The 14,862-nt window shown below is 71.8% G+C and carries 14 protein-coding genes; 11 read left to right on the forward strand and 3 right to left on the reverse strand.

Annotation, left to right across the window (positions count from 1 at the left end):
• Positions 1-10: 10 nt before the first annotated feature.
• A complete protein-coding gene (locus tag ACFZBD_RS21160; RefSeq protein ID WP_391141496.1) occupies positions 11-991 on the forward strand; it encodes a hypothetical protein in 981 nt (326 codons plus the stop codon).
• A gap of 75 nt (positions 992-1,066) precedes the next feature.
• Here ACFZBD_RS21160 and ACFZBD_RS21165 read toward each other — a convergent pair whose 3' ends face one another.
• On the reverse strand, positions 1,067-1,636 hold the full coding sequence (locus ACFZBD_RS21165) for a DUF3093 family protein (RefSeq protein WP_391141499.1): 570 nt from the start codon (positions 1,634-1,636) through the stop codon (positions 1,067-1,069).
• Positions 1,637-1,694: 58 nt separating this feature from the next.
• Here ACFZBD_RS21165 and ACFZBD_RS21170 point away from each other — a divergent pair, with 58 nt between their 5' ends.
• The 8 genes from ACFZBD_RS21170 to ACFZBD_RS21205 all read left to right on the forward strand — a co-directional run bounded on the left by ACFZBD_RS21170 (position 1,695) and on the right by ACFZBD_RS21205 (position 9,318).
• Positions 1,695-2,279 (forward strand): hotdog domain-containing protein, encoded by a 585-nt coding sequence (locus ACFZBD_RS21170; protein ID WP_391141502.1) that lies wholly within the window; start codon positions 1,695-1,697, stop codon positions 2,277-2,279.
• Positions 2,279-2,791 (forward strand): dUTP diphosphatase, encoded by a 513-nt coding sequence (dut, locus tag ACFZBD_RS21175; RefSeq protein ID WP_391141505.1) that lies wholly within the window; start codon positions 2,279-2,281, stop codon positions 2,789-2,791. Before ACFZBD_RS21170 ends, dut begins: the two co-directional genes overlap by 1 nt.
• 1 nt (position 2,792) lies before the next feature.
• Positions 2,793-3,563 carry a DUF3710 domain-containing protein gene (locus ACFZBD_RS21180; protein WP_391141508.1) on the forward strand — a complete coding sequence of 257 codons (771 nt, stop codon included), beginning with the start codon at positions 2,793-2,795 and terminating at the stop codon, positions 3,561-3,563.
• A 300-nt stretch (positions 3,564-3,863) separates the two neighbouring features.
• On the forward strand, positions 3,864-4,601 hold the full coding sequence (locus ACFZBD_RS21185; RefSeq protein ID WP_391141511.1) for an ATP-binding cassette domain-containing protein: 738 nt from the start codon (positions 3,864-3,866) through the stop codon (positions 4,599-4,601).
• A 166-nt stretch (positions 4,602-4,767) separates the two neighbouring features.
• Complete coding sequence (locus ACFZBD_RS21190) at positions 4,768-7,320, forward strand: ATP-binding protein (RefSeq protein WP_391141514.1); 2,553 nt, start codon at positions 4,768-4,770, stop codon at positions 7,318-7,320.
• Positions 7,321-7,384: 64 nt separating this feature from the next.
• A complete protein-coding gene (locus tag ACFZBD_RS21195) occupies positions 7,385-8,071 on the forward strand; it encodes a response regulator (protein WP_391141516.1) in 687 nt (228 codons plus the stop codon).
• 68 nt (positions 8,072-8,139) lie between these two features.
• Positions 8,140-8,538 (forward strand): OB-fold nucleic acid binding domain-containing protein, encoded by a 399-nt coding sequence (locus ACFZBD_RS21200; protein ID WP_365713893.1) that lies wholly within the window; start codon positions 8,140-8,142, stop codon positions 8,536-8,538.
• Between the two features lie 3 nt (positions 8,539-8,541).
• Positions 8,542-9,318, forward strand: a complete 777-nt coding sequence (locus tag ACFZBD_RS21205; protein ID WP_391141520.1) for a DUF3159 domain-containing protein — start codon at positions 8,542-8,544, stop codon at positions 9,316-9,318.
• 196 nt (positions 9,319-9,514) lie between these two features.
• Here the strand turns inward: ACFZBD_RS21205 and ACFZBD_RS21210 are convergent, their stop codons facing one another.
• Positions 9,515-10,201 (reverse strand): NAD-binding protein, encoded by a 687-nt coding sequence (locus ACFZBD_RS21210; RefSeq protein ID WP_391141523.1) that lies wholly within the window; start codon positions 10,199-10,201, stop codon positions 9,515-9,517.
• Entirely contained in the window at positions 10,201-10,869 is a 669-nt protein-coding gene (locus ACFZBD_RS21215; RefSeq protein WP_391141526.1) for an NAD-binding protein, read from the reverse strand. Before ACFZBD_RS21215 ends, ACFZBD_RS21210 begins: the two co-directional genes overlap by 1 nt.
• A 235-nt stretch (positions 10,870-11,104) precedes the next feature.
• On the opposite strand from ACFZBD_RS21215, the gene ACFZBD_RS21220 reads away from it, so the two are divergent.
• The gene (locus tag ACFZBD_RS21220) at positions 11,105-13,153 is read left to right on the forward strand and encodes an amino acid permease (protein ID WP_391141528.1); all 2,049 of its coding nucleotides are present in this window, start codon (positions 11,105-11,107) and stop codon (positions 13,151-13,153) included.
• Positions 13,154-13,327: 174 nt separating this feature from the next.
• Positions 13,328-14,656, forward strand: a complete 1,329-nt coding sequence (locus ACFZBD_RS21225) for a TRAM domain-containing protein (protein WP_391141530.1) — start codon at positions 13,328-13,330, stop codon at positions 14,654-14,656.
• Positions 14,657-14,862: the final 206 nt, after the last annotated feature.

The following is a 14,862-nucleotide window of genomic DNA, read 5'->3' on the forward strand; positions in this document are numbered from 1 at the left end:
CAGGCCGACCGTGGCAGGCGATACACCGTCCCGGAAGCGACGCTTCCGGCTTCATGGGAAGCCGGAGGCGGATCAGGGCGGCCCCGCCCGGGCCGAGGGTGCCCAGCACGCACCCGACGCCGAGCCCACCGCCCTCCTGCCCTCCCTCGGCGCACGTGACGACGAGCGGGGCCCCTCGGCCTCGCTCGAAGCTGCTCCCGTGCCGGTGGAGCGGGAGGAGCCCCGCCACAGGCGTCTCGACGCCGTCAGGCGCGTCGCCAATCCGGCGCGCGTACAGCTGGAGCGCGTCAAACTCGACCGCGCGCGGATCGACGCCGTCAAACGCGGCGTGAAGCGCGGCGGCGAGAGCGCCAAGGCCGGCATCGGCTACATCGCCGACCGGATCATCGACATCGCCCCGCGCGTCCCCGTGCGGGACCTGGCGACCCTGCGCCGCCACTTCCCGGGGCTGGGCCCCGAACAGATCGCCGACAAGCTCGTCGCGGGAGCGGCCAACGCCAGCTCGACCGTCGGCGCGAGCATCGGTGCCGCCGCCATGCTCCCCGTACCCCCCGCGATGCCGGCCGAGCTGGCCGCGGAGATCACCGGAGTCGCGGCGATCGAGCTGAAGCTCATCGCCGAGCTGCACGAGGTCTACGGCGTGCGACCGTCCGGCACGCTCACCCAGCGGTCGGCGGCCTATCTGACCTCCTGGGCGGAGGAGCGGGGCATCGACCCCACCAAGCCCACCACCGTCAACGCCGCGCTCGGCGGTCAGCTCAAGCGCGAACTGCGCCAGCAGATCATGAAGCGCATGGTGCGCAATCTGCCGAACCTGACACCGTTCATGGTCGGCGCCGCCGTCGGAGCCGTGATGAACCGGCGCGACACCAAGAAGCTCGCCGAGCACGTCCGCAAGGACCTGCGCCAGCGCCAGGTGCCCTGGGATGCCCTGGTGGGGCTGCCGCCGTTGGAGCAGCCCGCGAACCCCTCCACGGAGATCGAGTTCTAGGGCGCCGCGTCCGGCGCCCCTCGGAGAAGGCCCCGACCGATCCAGACGTCCTCGCGAAGAGGGCCCCCGCCCGGTCTAGGCGTCCTCGGCCGTCGCGACCGCGTCCTCGGCCGGCTCCTCCGCGCCCCGCGTCCGCGTGCCCCCGTCGCGTACGGCCTCCAGGGCCGCGATCAGGCCCTCCGGGTCACGGGTGGACAGATAGGCGTACGGCGTCGGGTCCGCCGGGTCCGTGATCTCGATCCGGACCGCCGTCGGGATGTAGCTCCGCAGCAGCATGAAGGCGCGCGGATCGGACTTGTACGTCCGCCACGCGCGCGCCTCCTCGGCGTCCAGCGCCTCGGGCGTGCCCAACGCCGACACCGGGATCCGCGCGTCGCCCGCGACCAGCGACCCCGCCACGACCCAGACGCGGGCCGAGCCGTACGAGGAGACGGCCACGGCCGCCAGCGCGGCCGCCCCGATCAGTCCGCCCAGCGTCGGAACCGTGCCCAGCGGGAACATCACCAGACCACCCGACAGCCCCAGCAGAGCCACGATCACCCACCAGGAAGCGGGGGCGGTCAGACGTTCGTCGAAACCCGGGGTGGCCGACGGCGAGGGGGACGGTGCGGAACCCGGCGCGGAGGACGGTGCGGAAGGCTGCATACCTCCTAGCTTGGCACGGCGCGACCCGCCCCCATCCGCGCGGGTAAGGTCTGCGCCTGTGACTGCAACATCTGCCGCCCTCACCCCGCCGGCCGACGCCATACCGCCGGTACGCCACCCCGACGCGCCCGCCCCCGGCGAGCTGCTCGGCGCGCACTATGAGCACTGCTTCGGGTGCGGCGGCGGGCAGCCCCACGGACTCCACCTCGCGGCCCGCGCCGGCGAGGGCGTGACCGTCACCGCGGAATTCACCGTGACCCCCGACCACCAGGGCGCCCCCGGCCTCGCACACGGCGGCGTCCTCGCCACCGCGCTCGACGAGACCCTGGGCTCCCTGAACTGGCTGCTCCGGGTCATCGCCGTCACCGGCCGGCTGGAGACCGACTTCGCGCGGCCCGTCCCGGTCGGCACGGTGCTGCACCTGGAGGCCGAGGTCACCGCCGTGCACGGGCGCAAGATCTACTCGACCGCCACCGGCCGGATCGGCGGGCCCGGCGGCCCCGTCGCGGTCCGCGCCGACGCCCTCTTCATCGAGGTCAAGGTCGACCACTTCATCGACAACGGACGCCCGGAGGAGATCCAGGCGGCCATGTCCGACCCCGACCAGGTCCGGCGCGCCCGCGCCTTCGAGGTGAACCCCTGATGCGTAACCCTGTCGACGTACTCGTCCGGCGCGTGGACCCGGACGTACCGATCCCCGCCTACGGCCACCCCGGTGACGCCGGGGTGGACCTGGTGACCACGGAGGAGGCCGTCCTGCCCCCCGGGGAGCGGACCGTGCTCCCCACCGGGATCTCCATCGCCCTCCCCGACGGCTACGCCGCCTTCGTGCACCCGCGCTCCGGACTGGCCGCCCGGCTGGGTATCGCGCTGGTGAATGCCCCGGGGACGGTGGATGCCGGGTACCGTGGAGAGATCAAGGTGATCGTGGTCAATCTGGACCCGCGTGAGAGCGTGCGGTTCGAGCGGTTCGACCGGATTGCCCAACTTGTCGTCCAGCAGGTCGAGAAGGTGCGCTTCCACGAGGTCGCGGAGCTTCCCGGCTCCGCGCGGGCCGAGGGGGGCTTCGGGTCCACCGGCGGTCATGCCGCCGTGGACGGCACAACGGGTGGGAATCGATACGCTTCGGTCGTATCCGACCGGGAAGGACAGTGACGTGTTCGGACGTCGCAAGAAGAGCGGTGCCGCTGAGGACGCAGCGGGCGAGGCCGAGCAGGTCGTCGACGAGGTCGAAACCCGTGACGGCACGGACGCGGCCGGACGGTCGCGTCGGATGAATCTTCCGCCGGCTCCCCGGCCCGACGGGCCGTGGGACATCTCCGAGGTCTCCAAGCCGGAGGACGGCCGGGTCGACCTCGGCGGCATCTTCGTGCCCGGAGTCGAGGGCATGGAGCTGCGTGTGGAGGTGGCCGGAGACGCGATCGTCGCCGCCACCGTCGTCCTGCGTGACAGCGCCGTGCAGCTGCAGGCGTTCGCCGCGCCGAAGAAGGAAGGCATCTGGGGCGAGGTCCGCGAGGAGATCGCCTCCGGCATCACCCAGCAGGGCGGTGTCATCGACGAGGTCGAGGGCCCCCTCGGCTGGGAGCTGCGGGCCCAGGTCCCGGTGCAGCTGCCGGACGGCACCGGCGGTGTGCAGCTGGTGCGCTTCGTGGGCGTCGACGGCCCCCGCTGGTTCCTCCGCGGAGTCATCTCCGGCCAGGGCGCGGTGCAGCCCGAGGCGGCCGGCCTCCTGGAGCAGATCGTCCGGGACACCGTCGTCGTCCGCGGCGAGGGCCCGATGGCTCCGCGCGACCCGATCGTGCTGAAGCTGCCGAACGACGCCCAGATGGTGCCCGAGGGCGTCCAGACGGACGACCAGGAAGGCTCGCGCTTCTCCGGAGGCATGGGCCAGCTCCAGCGCGGACCGGAGATCACCGAGGTCCGCTGACGCCACGTGCCGCCGGCCGACCGCCGACGGCACGACGCCGACCCACCCCGCGGCCCGATCCGAAGGACCGGGCCCGGGACGACGGCCGGTGGCCCCGCTCCGTACCCCGCGTACGGCCCGGGCCACCGGCCGTTCGCGTACACGGGCCTCGGCGGGGCGTCGCACCGTGCGCGTACGCGGCCGCCGCCTCGAACGAAGATCCGCCGATGGCGGTGAACCCTGGCCCGCCGGGCGTGGCGCGGCCCATACTGGCGGGCGCAGACGTCCGGCACGGACGTGCGACGACGGGGGGTCCCAGGGATGAGCGAGAGCAGGAGCGGCAGCGCGCGGTCCGGCACGGCGGTGGCCGAGGACCCGACCGGCGGCCCCATGGTCCGGGTCGAGGACCTGCACCGCTCGTACGGTACGGGCGAGGCGGCCGTCCACGCCCTGCGCGGGGTCTCCTTCGACATCCCGCGCGGCGAACTCGTCGCCCTCAAGGGCCGCTCGGGCTCCGGCAAGACCACGCTGCTCAACCTGGTCGGCGGCCTGGACACCCCCGACGGCGGGCGCATCACGGTCGGCGGGACGGACCTGGCCGACCTCGGCGAGAACGGCCTCCTGGAGCTGCGCCGGGACCGTATCGGCTTCATCTTCCAGTCCTTCGGGCTCATCCCGATCCTGACCGCCGCCGAGAACGTCGGCGTACCGATGCGGCTGCGGAAGGCCGATCCTCAGGAGCGCGAGGAGCGGGTCGCCCTCCTCCTCGCCCTCGTCGGTCTCGCGGACCACGCCGCCCAGCGCCCCGGCGAACTCTCCGGCGGCCAGCAGCAGCGCGTGGCGATCGCCCGCGCCCTCGCCAACCGGCCGGCCCTGCTGGTCGCCGACGAGCCGACCGGCCAGCTCGACGCGGAGACGGGCCTCGCGGTGATGGAGCTGCTGCGGGCGGTGGTACGGAGCGAGGGGGTCACCGCGCTGGTGGCCACCCACGACGCCCAGCTGCTGGGCCTGGCGGACCGGGTCCTGGAGCTGAACGACGGCGAGATCATCGAGCACTAGAGGTACGGGGGCACGCGGGCACCCGCTGATCCCAGGGGGAGCCGCCCGTCCCGTCCGGGCGGGCTGCTCGTGGCCCCCGGGCGGCCGCATCAAAGTCCCGTCAATACGGCCCGGAGGCCCCGGGACCCGTACGGTATGCCCGTTTCGCTGGACGTATGGTCGAGCCATGGCGGGACGCGGCAGGCTACGGATCTACCTCGGTGCGGCACCGGGCGTCGGCAAGACGTACGCGATGCTGTCCGAGGCGCACCGGCGCGTCGAGCGTGGCACGGACTGCGTCGTCGCGTTCGTCGAGCACCACGACCGCCCGCGTACCGAAGTGATGCTGCACGGCCTGGAGCACGTCCCGCGCCGCTCCCTCGCCTACCGGGACACCACCTTCACCGAGATGGACGTCGATGCGGTCCTGGCCAGGAGACCGGCCGTCGTCCTCGTCGACGAGCTCGCCCACACCAACGTCCCCGGCTCCCGCAACGGCAAGCGCTGGCAGGACGTCGAGGAGCTGCTCGCCGCCGGGATCGACGTCATATCGACCGTCAACATCCAGCATCTGGAGTCGCTCGGCGACGTCGTCGAGTCGATCACCGGGGTCCGCCAGCGGGAGACCGTCCCCGACGAGGTGGTCCGCCGCGCCGACCAGATCGAACTGGTCGACATGTCGCCGGAGGCGCTGCGCCGGCGCATGGCCCACGGCAACATCTACACGCCCGACAAGATCGACGCCTCCCTCTCCCACTACTTCCGCCCCGGCAACCTCACCGCGCTGCGCGAGCTGGCCCTGCTGTGGACGGCCGACCGGGTCGACGAGTACCTCCGGCAGTACCGGGGCGAGCACAACATCCGCTCGACCTGGCAGGCCCGTGAACGGATCGTCGTCGGCCTCACCGGCGGCCCCGAGGGCCGCACCCTCATCCGGCGCGCCACCCGGCTCGCCGAGAAGGGCGCCGGCGGGGAGGTGCTCGCCGTCTACATCGCCCGCGGCGACGGACTCACCGCCGCCTCGCCGAAGGAGCTGGCGCTCCAGCGCACCCTGGTCGAGGACCTCGGCGGAACGTTCCACCACGTCATAGGCGACGACATCCCCTCCGCCCTCCTCGAATTCGCCCGGGGCGTCAACGCCACCCAGATCGTCCTCGGCTCCAGCAGGCGCAAGACGTGGCAGTACGTCTTCGGCCCCGGCGTCGGCCAGACCGTCGCCCGCGAGTCCGGGCCGGACCTGGACGTCCACATCGTCACCCACGAGTCCGTCGCCAAGGGCCGCGGACTTCCGGTCGCCCGCGGTGCCCGCCTCGGCCGCTCCCGCATCATCTGGGGCTGGGTGGTGGGCGTCGCCGGGCCGGTGCTGCTCGCCCTGCTCCTCACTCATGTCGACGCCGACCTCGGTCTCGCCAACGACATGCTGCTCTTCCTCGCGCTCACGGTCGCCTCCGCCCTGCTCGGCGGACTCCTCCCCTCCCTGGCCTCGGCGGCGGCCGGCTCCTTCCTGCTGAACTGGTTCTTCACCCCGCCCCTGCACAAGGTGACCATCGCCGACCCCAAGAACATCGTCGCCATCGCCGTCTTCTTCGGAGTCGCCATGGCGGTCGCGTCGGTGGTCGACCTGGCCGCCCGGCGCACCCACCAGGCCGCCAGGCTGCGCGCCGAGTCCGAGGTGCTGTCCTACCTCGCCGGGAGCGTGCTGCGCGGGGAGTCGAGCCTGGACGCCCTGCTGGAGCGGGTCAGGGAGACCTTCTCCATGGAGTCCGTGGCCCTGCTGGAACGGGACAGCGACGTCGAGCCGTGGCGGCGCGCGGGCAGCGTGGGCGCGGCGCCCGCCGCCCGCCCCGAGGAGGCCGATGTGGACATGCCCGTCGGCGAACACCTCGCGCTCGCCCTGAACGGCCGGGCCCTGCCCGCCGAGGACCGGCGCGTGCTCGGCGCGTTCGCCGCGCAGGCGGCGGTGGTACTGGACCGCCGGCGGCTCGTCGGAGAGGCCGAGGAAGCCCGCAAGCTGGCCGAGGGCAACAAGATCCGCACCTCGCTCCTCGCCGCGGTCAGCCATGACCTGCGCACCCCCCTCGCCGGGATCAAGGCGGCGGTCTCCTCCCTGCGCTCCGACGACGTCGACTGGTCCGAGGAGGACCGGGCGGAGCTGCTCGCCGGCATCGAGGAGGGGTCCGACCGCCTCGACCACCTCGTGGGCAACCTCCTCGACATGTCGCGGCTCCAGACCGGGACCGTCACCCCGCTGATCCGGGCCGTCGACCTGGACGAGGTCGTGCCGATGGCCCTCGGCGGCGTCCCCGACGGCAGCGCCGAGCTCGACATCCCGGAGAGCCTGCCGATGGTCGACGTCGACACGGGGCTCCTGGAGCGGGCGGTGGCCAACATCGTCGAGAACGCGGTGAAGTACAGCCCGCCCGACGTGCCGGTGACCGTCGCTGCCAGCGCGCTGGCCGACCGGGTGGAGCTCAGGGTCGCCGACCGCGGACCCGGGGTGCCGGACGAGAGCAAGGACGGCATCTTCGAACCGTTCCAGCGCTTCGGCGACGCCCCGCGCGGTTCCGGGGTCGGCCTGGGTCTCGCGGTGGCCCGCGGCTTCGTGGAGGCCATGGGCGGCACGCTCACCGCCGAGGACACCCCCGGCGGCGGCCTCACCATGACGCTCACGCTCAAGGCCGTACGGAGGGCCGAGGAGCCGCCGCCGACCGCCGGGCTCCCCGCCCGCCTCACCTCCTGACCCGACCCACGAGGGGCCCGGCTTCCCGTACGCCCCCGCCGCAGAAGAGAGAAGGAACCCTTCGATGACCCGGGTCCTCGTCGTCGACGACGAGCCGCAGATCGTCCGCGCGCTGGTGATCAACCTCCGGGCACGGAAGTACGAGGTGGACGCCGCACCCGACGGAGCCACCGCCCTCCGGCTCGCCGCCGAACGCCATCCCGACGTGGTCGTCCTCGACCTCGGGCTGCCCGACATCGACGGCGTCGAGGTCATCAGAGGACTGCGCGGCTGGACCCGCGTGCCGATCCTCGTCCTCTCGGCGCGCCAGACCTCCGACGAGAAGGTCGAGGCGCTCGACGCGGGCGCCGACGACTACGTCACCAAACCCTTCGGGATGGACGAGCTGCTGGCCCGGCTGCGCGCCGCGGTCCGCCGGGCCGAGCCGGTCGGCGGCGCCGAGGACGGGGCCGTGGTCGTCGAGACCGCCGGCTTCACGGTCGACCTGGCCGCGAAGAAGGTCCACCGGGACGGCAAGGACGTCCGCCTCACCCCCACCGAGTGGCACCTCCTGGAGGTGCTGGTCCGCAACAGCGGCCGCCTGGTCAGCCAGAAGCAGCTCCTCCAGGAGGTCTGGGGGCCGTCGTACGGCACCGAGACCAACTATCTGCGGGTCTACATGGCCCAGCTGCGGCGCAAGCTGGAGGCGGACCCCTCCCACCCCCGGCACTTCGTCACCGAACCGGGCATGGGATACCGCTTCGAGCACTGATCCGGCCGGGATCGGCCGCCGTACGGAGGGCCGGGGCCCGTGTCCGTGAGGGCCGGTACGCTTTCTGTATGAGTGCTGCACCGCGAACAGAGAAGCCGGCCGGGCGCTTCCGCAGGATGCTCGACCGGCTGTCCACCTCGCAGGAGGAGCTGGAGTCCGAAGAGCTCCAGGGGGACACCGCGGCTTCGGGGTGCACGCGCATCTGCGACTGCTCCGACCGCCAGATAGTCAAGGTGACTGGTACGTTGCGCACGGTCACCCTGCGACCGCGGGCCGGTGTGCCGGCCCTGGAGGCCGAGCTGTTCGACGGCACGGCCCCGCTGGACGTGGTGTGGCTGGGCCGGCGGTCCATCGTGGGCATCGAGCCGGGCCGCAAGCTGATCGCCTCCGGCCGGATCTCCATGAGCCACGGCCGGCGGGTCCTCTTCAACCCCAAATACGAGCTCCGACCGCTCGGACAGGAGTAGCCGGTGACGTCCTTCGACAAGCCGACGCAGGATCAGGACGCCCGGGCCTCCGACGACGCCCGGGCCCCCGAGGCGCCCGCCTCCCAGGCCCGGGTCTCGCGCGAGGTCAACGAAGCCGCGCTGTTCGAGGCCTTCGGCGGCGTGCGGGGCATGGTCGAGACGGTCCTGCCCGGACTCCTCTTCGTCACGATCTTCACGATCAACAAGGACCTGCACAGCTCGGCCATCGCCGCGCTCGGGGTCGCCGTGCTCCTCCTGGTCGTCCGCCTGGTCCGCCGGGACACGATGAAGCACGCCTTCAGCGGCGTCTTCGGCGTCGCCATCGGTGTCGTCTTCGCGATGATGACCGGCAACGCCAAGGACTTCTACCTCCCGGGCATGCTGTACACCCTGGGTCTCGCCCTCGCCTACATCGTCACCACGCTGGCGGGCGTGCCCCTCATCGGCCTGATCCTCGGCCCGGTGTTCAAGGAGAACCTCTCCTGGCGGACCCGGAACCCCGGACGCAAGAAGGCGTACGCCAAGGCCAGCTGGGCCTGGGGCCTGATCCTGCTGGCCAAGTGCGCCATCCTCTTCCCGCTGTACTGGTGGGCCGACACGACCCAGTTCGGGTGGGTCCTGGTGGCGCTCAAGATCCCGCCGTTCCTGCTCGCCGTCTATCTGACGTGGGTCTTCCTCGCGAAGGCCCCGCCGCCGATCGACGTCTTCGCCGAGATGGAGGCGGAGGAGGAGGCCGAGAAGGCCCGCAAGGCGGCAGCGACACAGCAGCCGGAGGCGTAACAGGGGGGTCGGCGCACGCCACAGGAGCGCCCGCACGGGACCTGTACGGCTCCCGGACCGTGCGGCTCCCGGCCCGTGCGGCGCCCGCCCCGCGTCACGAGAAGGGCCCGGACCTCATCAGAGGCCCGGGCCCTTCTCGTACCGCCGTGTCGCACACGCCCCGTCGCACGCGCCGTGCCGGGGGCGTACGCCGTGTTCAGTCGGTCGGCGTGTCCTCGGCGCCGCGGCGGACCGACAGCAGGTCCTCCAGTTGCTCCTCGCGGGCCTGAGCGGCCACGAAGAGGAGTTCGTCGCCCGCCTCCAGGGTCTCCTCCGGGCTCGGCGTGAGCACGCGCGAACCGCGGATGATCGTGACCAGAGAGGTGTCCTGCGGCCAGGCCACGTCGCCCACCGACGTCCCCGCGATCGCCGACTCCGGCGGCAGCGTCAGCTCCACCAGGTTGGCGTCGCCGTGGCTGAAGCGCAGCAGCCGGACCAGATCGCCGACGCTCACCGCCTCCTCCACCAGGGCCGACATCAGACGCGGCGTCGACACGGCGACGTCCACGCCCCAGGACTCGTTGAAGAGCCACTCGTTCTTCGGGTTGTTCACCCGGGCGACCACGCGCGGCACGCCGTACTCGGTCTTCGCGAGCAACGACACGACGAGGTTCACCTTGTCGTCACCGGTCGCCGCGATGACCACGTTGCAGCGCTGCAGCGCCGCCTCGTCCAGCGACGTGATCTCGCACGCGTCCGCGAGCAGCCACTCCGCCTGCGGCACCCGCTCCACCGAGATGGCGGTCGGCGCCTTGTCGACGAGCAGCACCTCGTGCCCGTTCTCCAGCAGCTCGCCCGCGATGGAACGGCCCACCGCACCCGCGCCCGCAATAGCGACACGCATCAGTGACCGCCCTCCTCAGGCCCCTCGGCGAAGGCCTCCTCGACCTTCGCGATCTCGTCCGTACGCATCATCACGTGCACGAGGTCGCCCTCCTGCAGCACCGTTTGCGACGTCGGGAGAATCGCCTCGCCCAGCCGGGTGAGGAACGCGACGCGCACCCCCGTCTCGTCCTGCAGCCTGCTCACCTTGTGGCCGATCCACGCGGACGAGGTGTGCACCTCCGCGAGCTGCACCCCACCGCTCGGATCGCTCCACAGCGGCTCCGCGCCGGACGGCAGCAGCCGCCGCAGCATCTGGTCGGCGGTCCAGCGGACCGTCGCGACCGTGGGGATCCCCAGGCGCTGATAGACCTCGGCGCGCCGGGGGTCGTAGATCCTGGCCGCCACGTTCTCGATGCCGAACATCTCGCGCGCGACCCGCGCGGCGATGATGTTGGAGTTGTCACCACTGCTCACCGCGGCGAAGGCTCCGGCCTCCTCGATGCCGGCCTCGCGCAGTGTGTCCTGGTCGAACCCGACGCCCGTGACCCGACGACCGCCGAAGGCGGACCCGAGACGGCGAAAAGCCGTCGGGTCCTGATCCACGACGGCGACGGTGTGGCCCTGCTGCTCCAGGGTCTGCGCGAGAGCGGCTCCCACTCGCCCGCAGCCCATGATGACGATGTGCACGTCCCCTTACCCCGCACTCCTGATCGCCTTGCTGACCTGCGAAAACACCCTGCTCACAACTTTCCTCACCCGACTTGGCCCGGGCCGTGGCGGACAGCGCCCTGCCGTGCTGTCCGACCCGAGCTTATGCGGCAACACTGGCCGGGACCTCATCCGAGGTGGTACGCACGGAGATTCCGTGGGGATCGGGGGTGCCGGTGGGCATGGCGCTTTTCGAACGCTTACGATCCTCTCCGTGTCCAAACTGACCGACGTGCCCAAACGGATCCTGATCGGGCGGGCCCTGCGCAGCGACAGGCTCGGGGAGACCCTCCTCCCGAAGCGCATCGCACTCCCCGTCTTCGCCTCCGACCCTCTGTCCTCGGTGGCGTACGCACCGGGCGAGGTGTTGCTGGTCCTGTCCATCGCCGGTCTGTCGGCCTACCACTTCAGCCCGTGGATCGCCCTGGCGGTCGTCGTCCTGATGTTCACGGTCGTCGCCTCCTACCGCCAGAACGTGCACGCGTACCCCAGCGGCGGCGGTGACTACGAGGTCGCCAACACCAACCTCGGCCCGAAGGCCGGACTCACCGTCGCCAGCGCCCTGCTCGTCGACTACGTCCTGACCGTCGCCGTCTCCATCTCCTCCGGCATCGAGAACCTCGGCTCGGCCATTCCGTTCGTCGTGGAGCACAAGGTCCTCTGCGCGGTCGCCGTCATCGTGCTGCTGACCGTCATGAACCTGCGCGGGGTGAGGGAGTCGGGCAGCCTCTTCGCCATCCCGACGTACGTCTTCGTCACCGGCGTCTTCCTCATGATCGCGTGGGGCGCCTACCGCGGCATCGTCCTCGGCGACACGATGAAGGCCCCCACCGCCGACTTCGAGATCAAGCCCGAGCACCAGGGCCTGGCCGGCTTCGCGCTGGTCTTCCTGCTGCTGCGCGCCTTCTCCTCCGGCTGTGCCGCCCTCACCGGCGTCGAGGCGATCTCCAACGGCGTCCCGGCCTTCCGCAAGCCGAAGTCGCGGAACGCCGCCACCACGCTCGCCCTCATGGGCGGCCTGGCCGTCACGATGTTCTGCGGCATCATCTTCCTCGCCATGGCCACCGACGTACGGATGGCCGAGAAGCCCGCCCACGACCTGCTGCTCAACGGCGTCCCGGTCGGCGAGAGCTACGTCCAGGACCCGGTCATCTCGCAGGTCGCGGCGGCCGTCTTCGGCGACGGCACCTTCCTCTTCGTGGTCCTCGCCGCGGCCACGGCGCTCGTCCTCTTCCTGGCCGCCAACACGGCGTACAACGGCTTCCCGCTCCTCGGCTCGATCCTCGCCCAGGACCGGTACCTGCCGCGCCAGCTGCACACCCGCGGCGACCGCCTCGCGTTCTCCAACGGCATCGTGCTCCTCGCCGGCGCGGCCGCGCTGCTCGTGTGGGTGTACGGCGCCGACTCGACGAAGCTGATCCAGCTGTACATCGTCGGCGTCTTCGTCTCCTTCACCCTCAGCCAGACCGGCATGGTCCGGCACTGGAACCGTCACCTGAGGACGGAGAAGGACCAGGCGAAGCGCCGCCACATGATCCGCTCGCGCGCGATCAACGCCTTCGGCGCCTTCTTCACCGGCCTGGTCCTGGTCGTCGTCCTGGCGACCAAGTTCACCCACGGCGCCTGGGTCGCACTGCTCGGCATGGTGATCTTCTACGGCACGATGACCGCGATCCGGAAGCACTACGACTCCGTCTCCGCGGAGATCGCGGCCGCCGAGGAGCGCCCCGACGAGTACGTACGCCCCTCGCGGGTCCGTTCCGTCGTCCTGGTCTCCAAGCTGCACAAGCCGACCCTGCGGGCGCTCGCCTACGCCAAGCTGCTGCACGCCAGCGAGCTGGAGGCGCTGAGCGTCAACGTCGACCCGGCGGAGACGAAGGCGCTGAAGGAGGAGTGGGAACGGCGCGGCATCAACGTCCCGCTGAAGATCCTCGACTCGCCGTACCGCGAGATCACCCGGCCCGTCATCGACTACGTGAAGAGCATCCGCCGCGAGAGCCCGCGCGACGCCGTCTCGGTCTACATCCCCGAGTACGTCGTGGGCCACTGGTACGAGCACCTGCTGCACAACCAGAGCGCGCTGCGGCTCAAGGGGCGGCTGCTGTTCACGCCGGGCGTGATGGTCACCTCGGTGCCGTACCAGCTGCGGTCCTCCGAGGCGGCGAAGAAGCGGGCCGGGAAGCGCCAGGACTGGAACGCGCCGGGCTCCGTGCGCCGCGGCCCGGTCGAGAAGCGCCCGAAGGAACCGACGGCGAAGAGCTGAGGGGCGGAGCGGCTTACGGTCCCGCCCGCGCGGCCCCACCGCGCGGGGCCGGTCCGAGGCGTGTCGTTCCGAGGTGTCACGAGGCAGGGCGTGCCGGACCCTCGCGGACACGTAGACTGGTGGGCTGCCGCCCCGCGGCAGCCCACCGCTCTCTTTCTCTGGAGTCCCCCCGTCATGCAGAACGCACCTGTTTCTTCGTTGGTCGGGGAGGAGTACGAGGTCGAGGTCGGCCCCGTCGCGCACGGCGGCCACTGCATTGCCCGCACCGAGGAGGGCCGTGTCCTCTTCGTACGCCACGCCCTGCCCGGCGAGCGGATCGTCGCCCGCGTGACGGAGGGCGAGGAGACCTCGCGCTTCCTGCGCGCCGACGCCGTCACCGTGCTCGAGGCCTCCAAGGACCGCGTCGAGGCGCCCTGCCCGTTCGCGGGCCCCGGCAAGTGCGGCGGCTGCGACTGGCAGCACGCCAAGCCGGGCGCGCAGCGTCGCCTGAAGGGCGAGGTCATCGCGGAGCAGCTGCAGCGCCTGGCCGGGCTCACTCCCGAGGAGGCCGGCTGGGACGGCACCGTGATGCCGGCCGAGGGCGACAAGCTCCCGGCGGGCGAGGTGCCGCAGTGGCGCACCCGCGTCCAGTACGCCGTGGACGCGGAGGGGAACGCGGGCCTGCGCAAGCACCGCTCGCACGATGTCGAGGTGATCGACCACTGCATGATCGCCGCCGCCGGGGTCTCCGAGCTGGGCATCGAGAAGCGCAGCTGGGAGGGCATGGCCTCGATCGAGGCGATCGCCGCCTCGGGATCGGGTGACCGCCAGGTGATCCTGGCCCCCAGGCCCGGCGCGCGCCTGCCGCTGGTGGAGCTGGACAAGCCGGTCTCCGTACTGCGCGTCGAGGAGCACGACGGGGGAGTGCACCGGGTCCACGGCCGCCCCTTCGTCCGCGAGCGCGCCGACGACCGCACGTACCGCGTGGGCAACGGCGGCTTCTGGCAGGTCCACCCGAAGGCGGCCCAGACGCTGGTCCTCGCCGTCATGCAGGGCCTGATGCCGCGCAAGGGCGACACCGCCCTCGACCTCTACTGCGGCGTCGGCCTCTTCGCCGGTGCGATCGCCGACCGGGTCGGCGACCAGGGCGCGGTCCTCGGCATCGAGTCGGGCAAGCGCGCGGTGGAGGACGCCCGCCACAACCTCCAGGACTACGACCGCGTCCGCATCGAACAGGGCAAGGTCGAGACGGTCCTCCCGCGCACACGGATCACCGAGGTCGACCTGATCGTCCTGGACCCGCCGCGCGCGGGCGCCGGCAAGCAGACGGTCAAGCACCTCGCGGGCCTGGGAGCACGCCGGATCGCCTACGTGGCCTGCGACCCGGCGGCCCTGGCGCGCGACATCGCGTACTTCAAGGAGGGCGGCTACAAGGTGAGGACCTTGCGCGCCTTCGACCTGTTTCCGATGACGCACCACGTGGAGTGCGTGGCGATTCTGGAGCCGGTGAAGAAGGACGCCTGACCTGGTGTTTCCTGGTCTTCGTCAACTGCTCGACCTGTTTCCGGGCCAGCAACGCGTGAAGGCGCGTCGGCCCTGCTGAAAGCAACCTGACCTGCAGTTTCAGTACGGGACGTCGCGGTCCTAGCTAGCGGCATCAGGGCTCTCCTCGGGCTGTTGACGCTCAAGTGACGCACGTTCTGCAGCCCCATCACGTTGGCCCGTCCGCG

It is taken from the genome of Streptomyces sp. NPDC008121, from assembly GCF_042957155.1.
Classification (GTDB): domain Bacteria; phylum Actinomycetota; class Actinomycetes; order Streptomycetales; family Streptomycetaceae; genus Streptomyces.

What these genes read in the sequence shown, in the direction of transcription:
- dut (WP_391141505.1), top strand. Translation starts at nt 2,279, where the DNA reads ATGCGTAACCCTGTCGACGTACTCGTCCGGCGCGTGGACCCGGACGTA.
- ACFZBD_RS21200 (WP_365713893.1), top strand. Translation starts at nt 8,140, where the DNA reads ATGAGTGCTGCACCGCGAACAGAGAAGCCGGCCGGGCGCTTCCGCAGG.
- ACFZBD_RS21210 (WP_391141523.1), bottom strand. Translation starts at nt 10,201, where the DNA reads ATGCGTGTCGCTATTGCGGGCGCGGGTGCGGTGGGCCGTTCCATCGCG.
- ACFZBD_RS21185 (WP_391141511.1), top strand. Translation starts at nt 3,864, where the DNA reads ATGAGCGAGAGCAGGAGCGGCAGCGCGCGGTCCGGCACGGCGGTGGCC.
- ACFZBD_RS21190 (WP_391141514.1), top strand. Translation starts at nt 4,768, where the DNA reads ATGGCGGGACGCGGCAGGCTACGGATCTACCTCGGTGCGGCACCGGGC.
- ACFZBD_RS21195 (WP_391141516.1), top strand. Translation starts at nt 7,385, where the DNA reads ATGACCCGGGTCCTCGTCGTCGACGACGAGCCGCAGATCGTCCGCGCG.
- ACFZBD_RS21165 (WP_391141499.1), bottom strand. Translation starts at nt 1,636, where the DNA reads ATGCAGCCTTCCGCACCGTCCTCCGCGCCGGGTTCCGCACCGTCCCCC.
- ACFZBD_RS21225 (WP_391141530.1), top strand. Translation starts at nt 13,328, where the DNA reads ATGCAGAACGCACCTGTTTCTTCGTTGGTCGGGGAGGAGTACGAGGTC.